The organism is Leucobacter manosquensis, assembly GCF_018304845.1.
Classification (GTDB): domain Bacteria; phylum Actinomycetota; class Actinomycetes; order Actinomycetales; family Microbacteriaceae; genus Leucobacter; species Leucobacter alluvii.
Map to the genome: position 1 here is coordinate 797,146 of NZ_JAFEVO010000001.1, position 15,625 is coordinate 812,770.

Annotated in this window: 17 protein-coding genes; 12 read left to right on the forward strand and 5 right to left on the reverse strand. The window is 67.1% G+C overall.

Features of this window, described 5'->3' with window-relative positions; translation table 11 throughout:
• The first annotated feature begins 161 nt into the window (after positions 1 to 161).
• The 10 genes from sufB to JSQ98_RS03740 all read left to right on the forward strand — a co-directional run bounded on the left by sufB (position 162) and on the right by JSQ98_RS03740 (position 10,804).
• Positions 162 to 1,580 (forward strand): Fe-S cluster assembly protein SufB, encoded by a 1,419-nt coding sequence (sufB, locus tag JSQ98_RS03695; RefSeq protein ID WP_090149813.1) that lies wholly within the window; start codon positions 162 to 164, stop codon positions 1,578 to 1,580.
• Complete coding sequence (gene sufD / locus JSQ98_RS03700) at positions 1,580 to 2,767, forward strand: Fe-S cluster assembly protein SufD (RefSeq protein WP_200328821.1); 1,188 nt, start codon at positions 1,580 to 1,582, stop codon at positions 2,765 to 2,767. The genes sufB and sufD overlap by 1 nt, the downstream gene beginning before the upstream one ends.
• Positions 2,767 to 3,093: a non-heme iron oxygenase ferredoxin subunit gene (locus JSQ98_RS03705; RefSeq protein ID WP_090148983.1), complete on the forward strand. Its 327-nt coding sequence runs from the start codon at positions 2,767 to 2,769 to the stop codon at positions 3,091 to 3,093. The genes sufD and JSQ98_RS03705 overlap by 1 nt, the downstream gene beginning before the upstream one ends.
• A gap of 3 nt (positions 3,094 to 3,096) precedes the next feature.
• Positions 3,097 to 3,855 (forward strand): Fe-S cluster assembly ATPase SufC, encoded by a 759-nt coding sequence (gene sufC / locus JSQ98_RS03710; protein ID WP_090148986.1) that lies wholly within the window; start codon positions 3,097 to 3,099, stop codon positions 3,853 to 3,855.
• A 17-nt stretch (positions 3,856 to 3,872) separates the two neighbouring features.
• Entirely contained in the window at positions 3,873 to 4,223 is a 351-nt protein-coding gene (locus tag JSQ98_RS03715) for a metal-sulfur cluster assembly factor (RefSeq protein ID WP_211648429.1), read from the forward strand.
• Positions 4,224 to 4,441: 218 nt separating this feature from the next.
• Positions 4,442 to 5,977, forward strand: coding sequence for a glucose-6-phosphate dehydrogenase (gene zwf / locus JSQ98_RS03720; RefSeq protein ID WP_090148990.1), 1,536 nt, complete (start codon positions 4,442 to 4,444; stop codon positions 5,975 to 5,977).
• Positions 5,974 to 6,912, forward strand: coding sequence for a glucose-6-phosphate dehydrogenase assembly protein OpcA (locus JSQ98_RS03725; protein WP_211648430.1), 939 nt, complete (start codon positions 5,974 to 5,976; stop codon positions 6,910 to 6,912). Before zwf ends, JSQ98_RS03725 begins: the two co-directional genes overlap by 4 nt.
• A complete protein-coding gene (gene gndA / locus JSQ98_RS03730; RefSeq protein WP_211648431.1) occupies positions 6,909 to 8,363 on the forward strand; it encodes an NADP-dependent phosphogluconate dehydrogenase in 1,455 nt (484 codons plus the stop codon). The genes JSQ98_RS03725 and gndA overlap by 4 nt, the downstream gene beginning before the upstream one ends.
• A 16-nt stretch (positions 8,364 to 8,379) precedes the next feature.
• Entirely contained in the window at positions 8,380 to 9,117 is a 738-nt protein-coding gene (gene pgl, locus JSQ98_RS03735; protein WP_249290718.1) for a 6-phosphogluconolactonase, read from the forward strand.
• 88 nt (positions 9,118 to 9,205) lie between these two features.
• Positions 9,206 to 10,804 carry an ABC-F family ATP-binding cassette domain-containing protein gene (locus JSQ98_RS03740; RefSeq protein ID WP_090148997.1) on the forward strand — a complete coding sequence of 533 codons (1,599 nt, stop codon included), beginning with the start codon at positions 9,206 to 9,208 and terminating at the stop codon, positions 10,802 to 10,804.
• Here JSQ98_RS03740 and JSQ98_RS03745 read toward each other — a convergent pair.
• Genes JSQ98_RS03745 through JSQ98_RS03760 form a run of 4 tightly spaced genes read right to left on the reverse strand, consistent with a single transcriptional unit; the run spans position 10,801 to position 13,231 of the window.
• Entirely contained in the window at positions 10,801 to 11,706 is a 906-nt protein-coding gene (locus JSQ98_RS03745; protein WP_211648432.1) for a cutinase family protein, read from the reverse strand. The genes JSQ98_RS03740 and JSQ98_RS03745 overlap by 4 nt on opposite strands.
• Entirely contained in the window at positions 11,699 to 12,622 is a 924-nt protein-coding gene (locus JSQ98_RS03750) for an SURF1 family cytochrome oxidase biogenesis protein (RefSeq protein WP_211648433.1), read from the reverse strand. The genes JSQ98_RS03745 and JSQ98_RS03750 overlap by 8 nt, the downstream gene beginning before the upstream one ends.
• Positions 12,615 to 12,860 carry a hypothetical protein gene (locus JSQ98_RS03755; protein WP_211648434.1) on the reverse strand — a complete coding sequence of 82 codons (246 nt, stop codon included), beginning with the start codon at positions 12,858 to 12,860 and terminating at the stop codon, positions 12,615 to 12,617. Before JSQ98_RS03755 ends, JSQ98_RS03750 begins: the two co-directional genes overlap by 8 nt.
• On the reverse strand, positions 12,857 to 13,231 hold the full coding sequence (locus JSQ98_RS03760; protein WP_211648435.1) for a DUF3099 domain-containing protein: 375 nt from the start codon (positions 13,229 to 13,231) through the stop codon (positions 12,857 to 12,859). Before JSQ98_RS03760 ends, JSQ98_RS03755 begins: the two co-directional genes overlap by 4 nt.
• Before the next feature lie 131 nt (positions 13,232 to 13,362).
• On the opposite strand from JSQ98_RS03760, the gene fabG reads away from it, so the two are divergent.
• Positions 13,363 to 14,073: a 3-oxoacyl-ACP reductase FabG gene (fabG, locus tag JSQ98_RS03765; RefSeq protein WP_090149010.1), complete on the forward strand. Its 711-nt coding sequence runs from the start codon at positions 13,363 to 13,365 to the stop codon at positions 14,071 to 14,073.
• 64 nt (positions 14,074 to 14,137) lie between these two features.
• Positions 14,138 to 14,947: an isocitrate lyase/PEP mutase family protein gene (locus JSQ98_RS03770; RefSeq protein ID WP_090149013.1), complete on the forward strand. Its 810-nt coding sequence runs from the start codon at positions 14,138 to 14,140 to the stop codon at positions 14,945 to 14,947.
• Positions 14,948 to 14,965: 18 nt separating this feature from the next.
• On the opposite strand, the gene serB is transcribed toward JSQ98_RS03770, so the two are convergent.
• Positions 14,966 to 15,616, reverse strand: coding sequence for a phosphoserine phosphatase SerB (gene serB / locus JSQ98_RS03775; RefSeq protein ID WP_211648437.1), 651 nt, complete (start codon positions 15,614 to 15,616; stop codon positions 14,966 to 14,968).
• Positions 15,617 to 15,625 lie beyond the last annotated feature (9 nt).

The following is a 15,625-nucleotide window of genomic DNA, read 5'->3' on the forward strand; positions in this document are numbered from 1 at the left end:
TCTGCATCGGATCTGCCCGGTGACGTACGAAGCCCAGAATACTGCACCGCTGCAGGGAACCCGATGTGCGCATCCATCCACGGAACGCGCGCACTCCGCCGACCGGATCCCTCCGGCTCGGCCAGGGTTTCCCGGGCGAGACGAAGAATGAGGGAGGGATCATGCCAGAGGTACTGATCGACCGACCCGAGCTCGAAGGCTTGGGCCAGTACGAATTCGGCTGGCACGACAGCGACGAAGCCGGCGCGATTGCAAAGCGCGGACTCAGCGAGCAGGTCGTGCGCGAGATTTCGGCACTGAAGAACGAGCCGGAATGGATGCTCCAGCGTCGCCTGAAAGCGCTGCAGATCTTCGGTCGGAAGCCGATGCCCGCGTGGGGCGCCGACCTCTCCGATATCGACTTCGACAACATCAAGTACTTCGTGCGCTCCACGGAGAAGCAGGCCACCACGTGGGAGGAGCTGCCCGAGGAGATCAAGGAGACCTACGAGCGTCTCGGCATCCCCGAGGCAGAGCGCCAGCGCCTCGTCGCCGGCGTGGCAGCTCAGTACGAGTCGGAGGTCGTCTACCACCAGATCCGCGAGGATCTGGAGGAGCAGGGCGTGCTCTTCCTCGACACCGACACGGCGCTCCGCGAGCACCCCGAGATCTTCGAAGAGTACTTCGGCACCGTCATCCCCTCCGGCGACAACAAGTTCGCGGCGTTGAACACGGCCGTCTGGTCGGGCGGCTCCTTCGTCTACGTTCCCAAGGGCGTCCACGTCGAGATCCCGCTCCAGGCCTACTTCCGCATCAACACGGAGAACATGGGCCAGTTCGAGCGCACGCTCATCATCGCCGACGAGGGCAGCTACGTGCACTACATCGAGGGTTGCACGGCGCCGATCTACAAGTCGGACTCGCTGCACTCAGCCGTCGTCGAGATCATCGTGAAGAAGAACGCGCGAGTGCGCTACACCACGATCCAGAACTGGTCGACCAACGTGTACAACCTGGTCACCAAGCGTGCGATCGCCGAGGAGGGCGCGACCATGGAGTGGGTCGATGGCAACATCGGCTCGAAGGTCACCATGAAGTACCCGTCGATCTACCTCACGGGTGAGCACGCCAAGGGCGAAACGCTGTCGGTCGCCTTCGCGGGACCGGGCCAGCACCAGGACACCGGTGCGAAGATGATCCACCTCGCGCCGAACACGAAGTCCTCGATCCTCGCGAAGTCCATCGCTCGGGGCGGCGGACGCACCGGCTACCGCGGTGAGGTGCGCATCGAGGCCAACGCCCGGCACTCCGCCAACTCGGTGGTCTGCGACGCGCTGCTCGTCGACACGATCTCGCGCAGCGACACCTACCCGGCGATCGACATCCGCACGGATGACGCGGAGCTCGGACACGAGGCCACGGTCTCCCGCGTCAGCGAGGAGCAGCTGTTCTACCTCATGAGCCGCGGGCTCGCCGAGGAAGAGGGCATGGCGATGATCGTCCGCGGCTTCATCGAGCCGATCGCTCGCGAGTTGCCCATGGAGTACGCGCTCGAACTGAACAAGCTCATCGAGATGGGCATGGAAGGATCCGTCGGATAATGACGCAAGCTGTTGCACCGAAGGAAACTGCTCAGCACGGCCTGACCGCGCACTCCGACGGGGACTGGGCGAACCGCGTGCCCGTCCAGACCCGGTCGGAGCGGCCCGTATCGACCGACGTCGCCGACTTCGCCGAGGTGACGGGCCGCGAAGCGGTCTGGAAGTACACGCCCGTCGCGAAACTCGACGCGCTGCTCAACGGCCAGCTCGACGGATCGCGGGTACCCGTGTCCGTTTCGGCGGTCGCCGGCGTGACGTCGGAGTGGGTCGCGCGATCGGACGCGCGCATCGGACGCGCCGGAACGCCCGAGGAGCGCGGCGCTGCTGCGGCCTGGTCGGCGTTCGGAGAGGCGCACGTCGTGACGGTGTCGTCGGAAGAGCCGGTGACCGCTGTGGTCACGCGTGACGCACTCGATACGACGCCGCGCGCCGGCCACACCGTCATCGAAGCGGCCCCGCACTCCCAGGGCCTCGTCATCCTCGAGAACACGGGCGCCGCTCATCTCTCCGAGAACGTCGAAATCGTCGTCGGCGACGGCGCGAAGCTGACGGTCGTGAGCGTGCAGCAGTGGAACGACGAGGCCATTCATCTCGCGAGCCACTACGCGACGGTCGGCCGTGACGCGTCGGTGACGCACATCGTCGTGTCACTCGGCGGGAAGATCGTCCGCTTGAACCCCTCGATCCATCTCGATCACGAGGGCGCCAACGGGGAGGCGCTCGGCGCGTACTTCGCCGACGCCGGTCAGCACTTGGAGCACCAGGTGTACATGGACCACGACGCTCCCCACACGCGCAGCCGCGTCACCTACAAGGGCGCGCTGCAGGGCGAGGGCGCTCACACCGTCTGGATCGGCGACGTGCTGATCCGCAACAACGCCAACGGCACCGACAGCTACGAGCAGAACCGAAACCTGGTGCTGACCGAGGGCACGCGGGCGGATTCGATCCCGAATCTCGAGATCGAGACCGGCGACATCGAGGGAGCCGGTCACGCCAGCGCGACCGGACGCTTCGACGACGAGCACATCTTCTACCTGCAGAGCCGAGGCATCTCCGCGGAGGAGGCGCGCAAGCTCGTGGTGCGCGGCTTCCTGTTCGAGGTCATCGCCCGGATCGGCGACGCTGCGACGGAGGAACGCCTCCACGCCGCCGTCGAATCCGAGCTCGCGGACTCCGTCCGCTGATGCCGCGGCAGAAGGTGCTCGCAGTCAGCGACCTCGTGCAGGACCAAGCGGTCCGCGTCGTCGTCGACGATGTGCCGATCGCGGTCGTGCTCGACGGGACCGGCGCCGTGCACGCGATCGGCGATACGTGCAGCCACGGTCAGGTCAGCCTTGCCGAAGGCTTCGTGGACGGCGACACCCTCGAGTGCTGGGCGCACGGTTCAGCGTTCTCGCTGGTGACCGGAGTGCCCGAGAATTTCCCGGCTTACGAACCGGTTCCCGTCTTCGTCGTCGAGATCGAGGACGGCGACGTGTACATCGACCCCAACGTTACGAAAGAGATTTAACACATGAGCTCCGTTCTTGAAATCAAAGACCTGCACGTCAGCGTCGAGACCGAGCAGGGCGCCAAGCCGATCCTCAAGGGTGTCGACCTCACCATCAAGCAGGGTGAGACCCACGCCATCATGGGACCGAACGGTTCGGGCAAGTCGACGCTCGCCTACGCGATCGCCGGCCACCCGCGCTACGAGGTCACGGGCGGGTCGATCCTGCTCGACGGCGAAGAGGTGCTCGAGATGGGCGTGGACGAGCGGGCGCAGGCCGGCATGTTCCTCGCGATGCAGTACCCCGTCGAGATTCCGGGCGTGACCAACGCGAACTTCCTCCGCACCGCAAAGACCGCGATCGACGGCGAGGCGCCGGCGATCCGCACCTGGATGAAGGACGTGAAGGAGGCCATGGGCAATCTGCGCATGGACGAGTCCTTCGCGGCGCGCAACGTCAACGAGGGCTTCTCGGGCGGTGAGAAGAAGCGCAACGAGATTCTGCAGCTCGAACTGCTGAAGCCGAAATTCGCGGTGCTCGACGAGACCGATTCCGGCCTCGACGTCGACGCGCTGAAGGTCGTCTCCGAGGGAGTGAACCGCGCGAAGCAGAACACCGGGCTCGGCGTCCTGCTGATCACGCACTACACGCGCATCCTCCGGTACATCCAGCCCGACTTCGTGCACGTCTTCGTCAACGGCCGCGTCGCCGAAGAAGGCGGGCCGGAGCTCGCGAACCGACTCGAGGAAGAGGGCTACGACCGCTTCCTCGAGAGCGCATAAGGCGTAGGCTGGTCGCTATGAGCGAGGAAACCACGACGGTACCCCAGTCGATCGATCCGGAGTTCCGCGAACAGGCGTACGAGGCGCTGAAGAATGTCTCGGACCCCGAGCTCGGCGTGAACATCGTCGATCTCGGGTTGATCTACGATCTCGCCTTCGACGAGGAGCACGACGCGCTCGTGATCAGCATGACGCTGACGAGCGCCGGTTGCCCGCTCACGGACGTGATCGAGAACGACATCGCGGAGGCACTCGACGGTCTCGTGACGGCGTTCCGCATCAACTGGGTGTGGATGCCGCCGTGGACGCCGGAGCGCATCACGGACGATGGCCGCGACATGATGCGGGCACTCGGGTTTGCGATCTGAGAGAGCCCGGTGGGCTTTCTCAGAACCGAGTGCCCTGCCGGAGGCAGCTCGGGTTTGCGATCTGAGAGAGCCCGGTGGGCTTTCTCAGAACCGAGTGCCCTGCCGGAGGCAGCTCGGGTTTGCGATCTGAGAGCGCCCGGTGGGCTTTCTCAGAACCGAGTGCCCTGCCGGAGGCAGCTCGGGGCGTCTTGAATTCCTGATCTGTGAGAAAGGATGGGATGAAGCTTCCTTCCAACCCGCTCCGCTCTGCGGATGACCCCAGGCTCAGTCGTATCGCGGGGCCCAGCTCGCTCGTGATCTTCGGGGTGACGGGCGACCTGTCGCGCAAGAAGTTGATGCCCGCGGTGTACGACCTCGCGAACCGAGGCCTTCTGCCGCCCGGGTTCGCACTTGTGGGGTTCGCTCGCCGCGACTGGAAGGATCGAGATTTCGCGGAGATCGTGCACGATGCTGTGCGCAAGTATGCGCGGACGCCCTTCCGCGAAGAGACGTGGGAGCAGCTCGCGGAGGGCATTCGCTTCGTGCAGGGGCAGTTCGACGACCCCGAGGCGTACGACCGTCTCCGCGACACGGTCGAGACGCTCGACCGAGAGCGCGGCACGATGGGCAATCACGCGTTCTACCTCTCGATTCCGCCGACCGCGTTCCCGGAGGTTGCGAAGCACCTGTCGAGCTCGGGGCTCGTGGACCGCACGGGAGACGATCAGCGATGGCGGCGCGTCGTCATCGAGAAGCCGTTCGGCCATGACCTCGCTTCCGCTCGGGAGCTGAACGATGTGCTCGAATCCGCGTTTCCCGCTGATTCGATCTTCCGCATCGACCACTACCTCGGCAAGGAGACGGTGCAGAACATCCTCGCACTTCGCTTCGCGAATGCGATGTACGAGCCGATCTGGAACCGGAACTACGTCGATCACGTGCAGATCACGATGGCCGAAGACATCGGCGTCGGCGGCCGCGCCGGCTATTACGACGGCGTCGGCGCCGCGCGCGACGTGATCCAGAACCATCTCCTGCAACTCCTCGCACTCACCGCGATGGAGCAGCCCATCAGCCTGGGAGCTCAGCATCTGCGTGCGGAGAAGGAGAAGGTGCTCGAGGCGGTGTCGCTGCCGGAAGATCTCGAGCGATCGACGGCTCGCGGGCAGTACGCGTCCGGGTGGCAGGGCGGCGAGCTCGTGAATGGCTTCCTGGATGAGGACGGCATGGATCCGCAGTCGCGCACGGAGACCTTCGCGGCGATGAAGCTGCACGTCAACACGCGCCGCTGGACGGGCGTGCCCTTCTACCTGCGAACCGGAAAGCGGCTCGGCCGACGCGTCACGGAGATCGCCGTCGTGTTCCGCAAGGAGCCTGGAAACCTCTTCGGTCAGGCGCAGCGTTCTGAGCAGGGATCGAACGCGCTCGTGATCCGCGTCCAGCCCGATGAGGGCATCACCATTCGTTTCGGCGCGAAGGTTCCCGGCAGTGGCACCCGCGTGCGCGACGTGACGATGGACTTCGGCTACGGTCACGCGTTCACCGAGGCCAGCCCGGAGGCGTACGAGCGCCTCATCCTCGACGTGCTCCTGGGTGACGCGCCCCTGTTTCCCCGTCAGGCAGAGGTCGAGCTCTCCTGGCGGATCCTCGACCCGATCGAACGACACTGGGCGGAGAGCGACGCGCCCGTCGAGCAGTACGTTCCGGGATCCTGGGGCCCGGCGTCCGCCGACGAGATGCTCGCCCGCGACGGACGCACCTGGAGACGGCCATGATCGAGAGTCTGCCCGACACGACGGTCAGCGCGGTGACGCGCCGGCTCGTCTCGATGCGCCAGGAGAGCGGTGTCTCGGCGCTGGGTCACGTGCTCACCCTCGTCATCTCGGCCTCCGGCGAGCTCGACGAGTCGGCGATCGCGGCCGCGAATCACGCGTCCAGCGAGCACCCGATGCGAGTGATCGTGCTGCTCAGCCGCCCCGAGGCGGAGAATCGGCTCGACGCGGAGATCCGCGTGGGCGCGGACGCGGGTGCGAGCGACGTGATCGTGCTGCGCGCTTCCGGTGAGGTCGCCAGCGGAGTCGAGGCGCTCGTCACCGGTTTGCTGCTGCCCGACGCCCCGGTCGCGGTGTGGTGGCCGGAGGAGGCGCCGGATCGCCCAGGCGCCGATCCGCTCGGCCGAATCGGGCAGCGGCGCATCACGGATGCCGCAGCTCCCGACGGTTCGGCGTGGGACGTGCGTATCTCCGGGTACTCCGCCGGTGACACCGATCTTGCCTGGACGCGGCTCACGCGCTGGCGCGAGTACCTCGCCGCGGTGCTCGACGAGCCGCCGTTCGAGCCGGTGACAGCGGTCGAGGTCGTCGGCTCTGAGGCGTCGCCGTCGACGGAGCTGCTCGCGGCTTGGCTCGAGCTGGCGCTCGGAGTCCCCACGAAGTGCACGCTGCTCGATCGCGCTCTCCACGCGGAGGGGCTGCACTCGGTGACGCTGACGCGCCAGAGCGGCGACGCGGTGCTCAAACGCTTGTCGCCCGTGCACGCGGCGCTCAGCCAGCCAGGGCAACCGACGCACCAGATCGTTCTGCCTCGCCGCACGTTGAGCGAATGCCTCGCGGAGGAACTGCGCGGGCTGGGCGAGGACGTCATGTACGGCCGCGTACTCGAACAACTCGCGCGCAGCCGCGCTGCGCGCATCACCCACACTGACGCATGAATGAAGGAGCTGGCGTGTCTGAAGCCGCAGCGAACATCGGGGTCGTAGGCCTCGCCGTGATGGGCGCGAATCTGTCGCGCAACCTGGCCAGCCGGGAGGGGAACACCGTGGCGGTGTTCAACCGCAGCCCGCAGCGCACCGAGGCGTTGGTCGCAGCTCACCCGGAGGCGCAGTTCGTGCCGGCGTTCACGTACGAGGAGTTCGCGGCGTCGCTGCAGAAGCCGCGAACGGCCGTCATCATGGTGCAGGCCGGCGCGGCCACCGATGCGACGATCGATGCCCTCGTCGACGTCTTCGAACCCGGTGACATCATCGTCGACGGCGGCAACGCATACTTCCCCGACACCATCCGGCGCGAGCGCGCCGTGCGGGCGACGGGCATCAACTTCGTGGGCGCCGGCATCTCGGGCGGCGAGGAAGGCGCGCTCAACGGTCCGAGCATCATGCCGGGCGGTTCCGACGAAGCCTGGCAGACGCTCGGCCCGATCCTGCGCTCCATCGCCGCGGTCGCAGAGGGCGAACCGTGCGTGACGCACGTGGGCCACGACGGCGCCGGCCACTTCGTCAAGATGGTCCACAACGGCATCGAGTACGCCGATATGCAGCTCATCGCCGAGGCCTACGACCTCATCCGACGGGGCACCGGAAAGTCGCCTGCGGAGATCGCCGACATCTTCGCTGAGTGGAACGACGGTGAACTCGAGTCGTACCTCATCGAGATCACGGCGGAGGTGCTCCGTCAGAACGATGCCGCGACCGGCAAGCCACTCGTCGACGTGATCCTCGATCAAGCCGGCGCGAAAGGCACGGGCGCCTGGACGGTGCAGACCGCGCTCGCGCTCGGCGTTCCCGTGTCGGGCATCGCCGAGGCCACGTTCGCGCGCTCGCTGTCATCTCACCCTGAGCAGCGTGCGGCAGCCTCGTCGCTTCCAGGCCCGAGCGAGCAGCCTGCAGTTGCCGACGAAGCCGCATTCATCGAGGACGTGCGCCAGGCGCTCTACGCCTCGAAGATCGTCGCGTACTCGCAGGGTTTCGATGAGATCCGCGCGGGCGCCGCAGAATACGGCTGGACCATCGATCTCGGTGCGATTTCACGCATCTGGCGCGCCGGCTGCATCATTCGGGCGCAGTTCCTGAACCGGATCGCCGATGCCTATGCGGCTGAATCCGACCTCGCCCTGCTGATGAGCGCACCGTACTTCGCCGAGGCTCTCGCGAAGAGCCAGGAGGCGTGGCGACGCGTCGTCGTCCACGCGACCGGGGCTGGAATTCCGGCACCGGCGTTCTCCTCGTCGCTCGCCTACTACGACGGGCTGCGGGCCGAGCGCCTCCCCGCCGCGCTCGTGCAGGGGCAGCGCGATTTCTTCGGAGCGCATACGTACCGCCGCACCGACCGCCCGGGATCGTTCCACACGCTCTGGTCGGGCGACCGCAGCGAGATCTCCGCCTAGGCGCAGGCGAATTCGTATGTCCATGCGCATCTCGCAGCACCCGACCCTCGATGAACTGGCCCACGCGCTCGCGGGAGCGTTCATCGAGGTCTGCCGGCAGCGCCAGGGCGATGGGGGAGTGCCGTGCGCGGTGCTCACCGGTGGCTCCGGCGGCGAGCGTGTGCTCGAGGCCCTGAGCTCCCATCCGGATCGCGACACCGTCGAGTGGACCCGGGTCCGGTTCATCTGGGGCGACGAGCGGTGGGTCCCGTCGGGTCATGAGGATCGCAATGATCTTCTCGCCGACCGCACGCTCTTCGACGCGGTCGCCGTCGATCCTTCGCTCGTGCACCGGGTGGCGGGGCCGGATTCCGGGCTCACGCTCGACGAGGCCGCCGGCGCCTACGCAGCCGTCGTCCATGGCATCGACCGTATCGATGTCGCGTTGAACGGTGTGGGCCCCGATGGCCACATCGCATCTCTGTTTCCCGGCAGGGACGAGCTCGAGATCGTCTCAGACGAAGCGCCGGAAGCGCTCCCGATCAGAAATTCGCCGAAACCACCGCCGGAGCGCGTCACTTTGACCCTTCCGGCGCTGCGACGTGCTGAGCGCGTCTGGCTCATCGCGGCGGGCACCGCGAAAGCCGAGGCGGTCGGTCGGACCATCGCTCGGAGCGCCCCGCTGCTCCCTGCGGCACGGGTCTTCGGAGCAGCGGAGACCGTGCTCTGGGCGGACACCGCGGCTCTGGGAGCGCCATCTGCTTCGAGCAGCTAGGATGGTGAGGTTGCCCATTCGCTCAGCCCTGGCGCGAGAACGTCTCCCCGTGATGCGCTGAGCCGGCACGATCTAGGAGCCTCACACCATGATTTCCGTCGAAGACCTCGCCATCGACGTCGGCGCCCGTCGCCTCATGTCGGGGGTCACGTTCCGCGTGAACCCCGGCGACAAGATCGGCCTCGTTGGTCGCAACGGCGCCGGCAAGACCACGCTCACCCGCACGTTGTCGGGGGAGCTGCCTCCCGCGGAAGGCGCGATCAAGGTCACCGGCGAACTCGGTTTCCTTCCGCAGGATCCGCGCACCGGCGATCCCGAGCAGATCGCGCGTCACCGCATCCTCGACGCGCGCGGGCTCGGCACGCTGCAGCAGAACATCGCGAAAGCGACCGAGGACATGGGCTCGAGCGACCCGGCGGTCGCAGAGAAAGCCATGAAGCGATTCGGCAATCTCACAGACCGCTTCCAGGCGCTCGGCGGGTACGCCGCCGAGTCGGAGGCGGCGTCGATCTCGAACAACCTCGGTCTGCCCGACCGCATTCTCGATCAGCCGCTGAAAACGCTCTCGGGCGGTCAGCGCCGTCGCATCGAACTCGCCCGCATCCTGTTCTCCGACGCCGACACGATGATTCTCGATGAGCCGACGAACCACCTCGACGCCGACTCGATCGTGTGGCTGCGCGAGTTCTTGAAGCATTCGAAGGCCGGCGTGATCGTCATCAGCCACGACATCGACCTCGTGGGCGAGACCGTCAACCGCGTCTTCTACCTCGACGGCAACCGTCAGGTCATCGACATCTACAACATGAACTGGAAGCTGTACCTGCGCCAGCGCGCCGCCGACGAGGAGCGTCGCCGCAAGGAGCGCAGCAACATCGAGAAGAAGGCCTCGGTGCTGAAAGATCAGGCCGCGCGCTTCGGGGCGAAGGCGTCGAAGGCCGCTGCCGCGCACCAGATGGTCGCGCGCGCCGACAAGATGCTCGCGGGTCTCGAAGACGAGCGTCAAGTCGAGCGGGTCGCGAAACTGCGCTTCCCCGATCCGTCACCGTGCGGCAAGACGCCGCTCATGGCCGAAGGGCTCTCGAAGTCGTACGGTTCTCTGGAGATCTTCGCGGGCGTGGACCTGGCGATCGATCGCGGATCGAAGGTCGTCATTCTGGGCCTCAACGGTGCGGGCAAGACCACACTGCTGCGCCTGCTCGCGGGCGTCGATGAGCCCGATACCGGTGAGCTCATCGCCGGTCACGGGCTCAAGGTCGGCTACTACGCCCAGGAGCACGAGACCCTCGACGTCAAGGCGAGCGTGCTGCAGAACATGGTCTCCGTGTCGCAGCACCTCACGGAGACGGAAGCACGTCGTGTGCTCGGGTCGTTCCTCTTCACCGGGGATGACGTGCACAAACCCGCCGGGGTGCTCTCAGGCGGAGAGAAGACCCGCCTCGCCCTCGCCATGCTCGTGGTGTCGAGTGCGAATGTGCTGCTGCTCGACGAGCCGACGAACAACCTCGACCCGGCGAGCCGCGAAGAGGTGCTCGACGCGCTCGCGCACTTCTCGGGAGCCGTCGTGCTCGTCTCGCACGATCCGGGAGCCGTCGAAGCGCTGAACCCCGAGCGCGTCCTCATCATGCCCGACGCGACCGAAGATCACTGGTCGAAGGAGTACCTCGAGCTCATCGAGCTCGCTTAGGAACGCGGGCGGGGAGTGGACGTCGACGGCGGCGTTCGCTCCCCGTCCTCCTCGCGGAACTCGGCACCGGCGTCGTCGAGTCGCGTGATCACGAACGCGGCACCATCGCCCTGCATCCCGTTGGAGTAGTACTCGACGTGCGGCTCCTCGTCGAAGTCGAGGCTGCTCTGGCAGATGAAATCTCCCGCCACGCAGTAATCGCGCACGCGTTCTTCGACGGCGTCGAGCGCGCCCTCAGGTCGGGGGAGCAGCCCATCGGTCTCCGGGTCGAAGCTCCCGACGTTGTACTCCTCGGCGCCCACGAAGCGCGGATCACCGTAGAAGACGACCGCGAGCACACGGTCGAGCGCTTCCTCGGCGACGGTACCGACGGTGGCTCCCACCATCCGGGCCTCCGGCTCGGCGAGCCCGTCGCCGACGACGAGAGCGCCCTGAGAGTAGCCGAGCAGCACGAATCTCTGTGCGGGGCAGGCGTCGGCTTGCACGTTCAGCACGTCGATGAGAGTGCGCACCCCCAGGGTGCCGCCCTCTTTCACATCCGTGTCGGCCGGGTAGTCGAGGTCGAGCACTCCCACATCGCCGGGTCGTGCCTGTGAAATGGTTCGCGCCACAGGTGAGAGCAGCTGGCCCTGGCTCGGCTCACCCGTGCCGCGGGCGGTGATCACCAGATAGGGATCGCAATCGACGGGATCCACAACCGGCTCCGGGTGCAGTTCCGCGTCGTAGAGCTCAGCCGCCTCAGGCGGTGCCGGATCCTCCGTCACGTCGGAGAGCGATTCTCGCGTCGCCGCCGGATCGACCGGCGCGGCGCACCCGCTCATCGCCAGCGCTGCGCCCAGGAGCACGATCGAGCCCGGCAGGGACAGCCGACGCAGCATCCCTCGCACATGTGACTCACCCATCGAGCAATGCATCCTCGATGTCTGAGTCGCTCGGTCCACGTCGGCGCTTTCGCTCCGCCGTCCTCCGGTCGTACTCGAGCACTTCGTCGCTGCCGATATTGAGGGTGCGGTACTCTCGCCTGGCTGCGTACGTCACGCCGATCGCCGCGATGGCGATGAAGATGTACCACTGCACGGCATACGAGAGGTGCGGCCCCTCGTCGCGTGCGGGCTTCGCGGGAAGCACCCCGTGCTCAGCATCCGGGGACTCGCTAACGAGCATCCCGTAGGCGCCCGTGTACGCAGAATCTGAGACTCCCGCCAGCGCGGCGATCTCCGGCAACTCAATGCTCGCGACCGCTCGACCAGACGTCGTGCGGCCCGGAATCTCGGGCTCCGAGGCGCGCAATCGCGCCTCTACCGTCACCGGCCCCTCCGGGGGCGACGGCAAGGCTTCTGGATCGATGTCCTCCGCCGACGCACCGTCGACGGGCACCCATCCGCGATCGACGAAGAACGTGGATCCTTCTGCGGTGCGCAATGCCTGGATCAGGTCCGAGCCGACTCCGCCGGGCCCGGGCCGGTTTCGTGCGAGGAACGGGTCTCCGGTGTACTCGCCCTCGACCAGCACCGTGCGCCACTTCTGGCGATCCTCGTCGAACTCCGACAGCTCCGGCAGTTCGTCGGCGAGCACTGCCGGCGGCGCGTCGTAGTTGTTGTCGATGCGGTCGATCTCAGCACGGGCCTCTGCGCGGCGCTCGAACTGCCAGTTGCCGAGGAGGACGCAGGCGATCGAGAAGATCAGCAGCATCGCGGCGTACCCCGCCCAGCGGCCGGATCGCAGAAACCCCCAGCCGACGCGGTCGCGCTGGTGCTGCCCAGCGCTCTCTGCGGACGGCGCGGGCATGTCGCGGTCGAGCGTTCCGTGTTCAGTCATCGAGCTCTCCCACCGTGCGCACCTCGAGCGGGAAGCTTCTGGCCTCGAGAAAATCGTACAGCGTCGCGCGATGCTCATCGCAGGCCAGCCAGGTCTTGCGGCGCTCGGGGCCGTGGATCTTCGGGTTGCGCCAGAGGATGGCCCACGGGGCATCCCCTCGACAACCGGCTCGCGAGCATTCGAAGCGACGCTCCGGAACGCCGCCCAGATTCAACGACGGCGTGACCACACCGTTCACAGCTCTGCTCCAGGAGTCTGCGGACGGGGGTGGGAACCGCGGCGCTCCGGGTCGACATCGACCACGATGACCTCGTGGGCGACGTCCGTCGCTTCGATGGGTTCGGCTTCCGATGCCTCGATCTGCAATGGCTCGGGCGCGTCCGGCACCTGCTCGCCTCCGTGCGCGACCGCGTTGCCGACGAGCACCGCGAACCAGGGCAGGAAGATCGCCCCAGCTGCAGACAGCAGCACCCACCAGTCCCTCACCCAGAACAGCGATACGACGCAGGCGACTCGCAGGGTCATCGCGATGAAGTACATGCGCATGCGGTGCGCGCGATCCTCGGCGGGGTTCACCCCAGCCGACGTCACGTCGTAACTCTTCGCCATGCGCCCCTTCTCCGTACCCGCCAAGCCTACGCCGTTCACCTGAATCCGCGCCCGGGATCGCCGTCGTCCCCGGCTTCCAGCGCCCTCGGATGAGTAGGCTGGTCGGCAGTTGTTCAGACGGAAGGAATCCCATGCCCACCTCGCGCACCGTACTCGTCACCGGCGGAAACCGCGGTATCGGTTACGCCATCGCAGAACGCATGCTCGCGGACGGTCATCGCGTCGCTGTGACCTCGCGGTCGGGCGAGGGCCCGGAAGGATCGCTGACGGTACGCGCGGAGATGACCGACGCGGCTTCGATCGACGCCGCGTTCACCGAGGTCGAAGCACAACTCGGGCCTGTCGAGGTGATCGTCGCAAACGCCGGCATCACGAAGGACACCCTGCTCCTGAGGATGACGGAAGAGGAGTTCACCAGCGTCATCGACACGAACCTCACCGGCACGTTCCGCGTGGTGAAACGCGCCGCGAAGGGCCTGCTGAAGGGTCGATTCGGACGCGTGATTCTGATCTCGAGCGTCGTGGGGCTGTACGGGGGACCGGGACAGATCAACTACTCGTCGTCGAAAGCCGGACTCGTCGGATTCGCTCGCTCACTCACTCGAGAGCTCGGATCGCGCGGCATCACCGCCAATGTGATCGCGCCCGGTTTCGTCGAGACCGATATGACGGCTGCCCTCCCGGAGGCCCAGCAGCAGCAGTACCTCGGCTCGATTCCGGCCGGACGCTTCGGTCAGGTCGCCGAAATCGCCGGAGCGGCATCGTTCCTCGCCGGGGACGACGCCGCATACATCTCGGGCGCGGTGATCCCCGTCGACGGCGGCCTGGGCATGGGGCACTGACGGAGTCCGATCGGGTGCGAGAGCGCCCTTTCGCCCGTCGCGCCACGACCAGTAGCCTGTGCCCATGAGTTCATCACACCAGCCCCGCTCCCTGACCCGCGTCGCGGTCGACGCCCAGACCCTCGCCGACCTGTATGCGGCGCCGACCGCTCTCCGCGTCGTGAATGTGTGGGACGCCGTCAGCGCCCGCGTCGTCTCGCAGCTGCCGGGGACTCATGCGATCGCCACGGCGGGTCACGGCATCGCGGCGAGCCACGGGTACGCCGACGGTGAGCAGATTCCGCTGGACACCATGATCGCGGCGATCGCGCGAATCGCTTCCGCCACGGATCTGCCCGTGTCCGCCGACCTCGACGGAGGGTTCGGCGATGCAGGCGAGACGGTGCGACGGGCGATCGGGGCCGGGGCCTCGGGCGCGAACATCGAGGATCAGATGCGACCGCTCGACGAGTCGGTCGCCGTGATGCGTGCGGCGATCGCGGCGGGGGAGCGCGAAGAGGTCTCCTTCGTGCTGAACGCGCGCACCGACGCGCTCGTCAAGGGCGGCGACCGCCCGCGCGAGGTCGCGATCGCCGACGCGATCGAGCGGGGACGTGCCTATCTCGACGTCGGCGCCACTTGCGTGTTCGTGCCGGGCGTGCTCGATGCCGACGACACTCGGGCGCTCGTCGACGGCATCGGCGAGCGCAAGATCAGCGTCATCGGCCTTCCCGGCGCCCTCACCGCCGCCGAGTACGAAGCGCTCGGCGTCGCTCGTGTCTCGTACGGACCCATGCCGCAGAACGTCGCCCTGACCGCGCTCAAGCGGCTCGGCGAGTCGCTGCTGGCCGACGGAGTCATCCCAGCGGATACGGAAGCGCTCAACAACTTCTGAGTGCTCAGGCGAGACGACTCAGGCGAGCCGTTCGAGCAGCGGGATGGCGAGCGCAAGATCGTCTTCGATCGAGATGTCGGCGCGCTCGCGCACGATCGGCTTGCCGTTGAAGGCCACGCCGATGCCGGCGATCGCCATCATCTCAAGATCGTTGGCGCCGTCTCCGATAGCGATGGTGGCGGAGAGCGGGATCTCTTCGGCCGCCGCCCACTCGATCAGCGCCGCCGCCTTCGCCGATGCATCGATGATCGGCCCAACGGTGCGCCCCGAGAGGATTCCGTTCACCAGGTCCAGCCGATTGGCGCGCCAGAGATCGATGCCGAGATCCGCCGCGAGCGGATCGAGCACCTCGTGGAATCCACCCGACACGACGCCGACCTTGCCGCCTCGGGCATGCACTGCGGCGATGAGTTCGCGGATGCCCGAGGTCGGCCGCACACGCTCGTAGGCTTCGGCGAAGACCGACTCGGGGGTCCCGGCGAGTGTCGCGACGCGATCTCGCAGGCTCTCCGCGAAATCGAGCTCCCCTCGCATGGCGCGCTCGGTGACCGCTGCCACCTCGTCGAGGCTCCCCGCCGCCTCGGCGAGCAACTCGATCACCTCGTCCTGGATGGTGGTGGAGTCGCAATCGAGCACGACGAGGGGGCGTGTGGTGCCGGGAGAAGTCATGATTCCCAG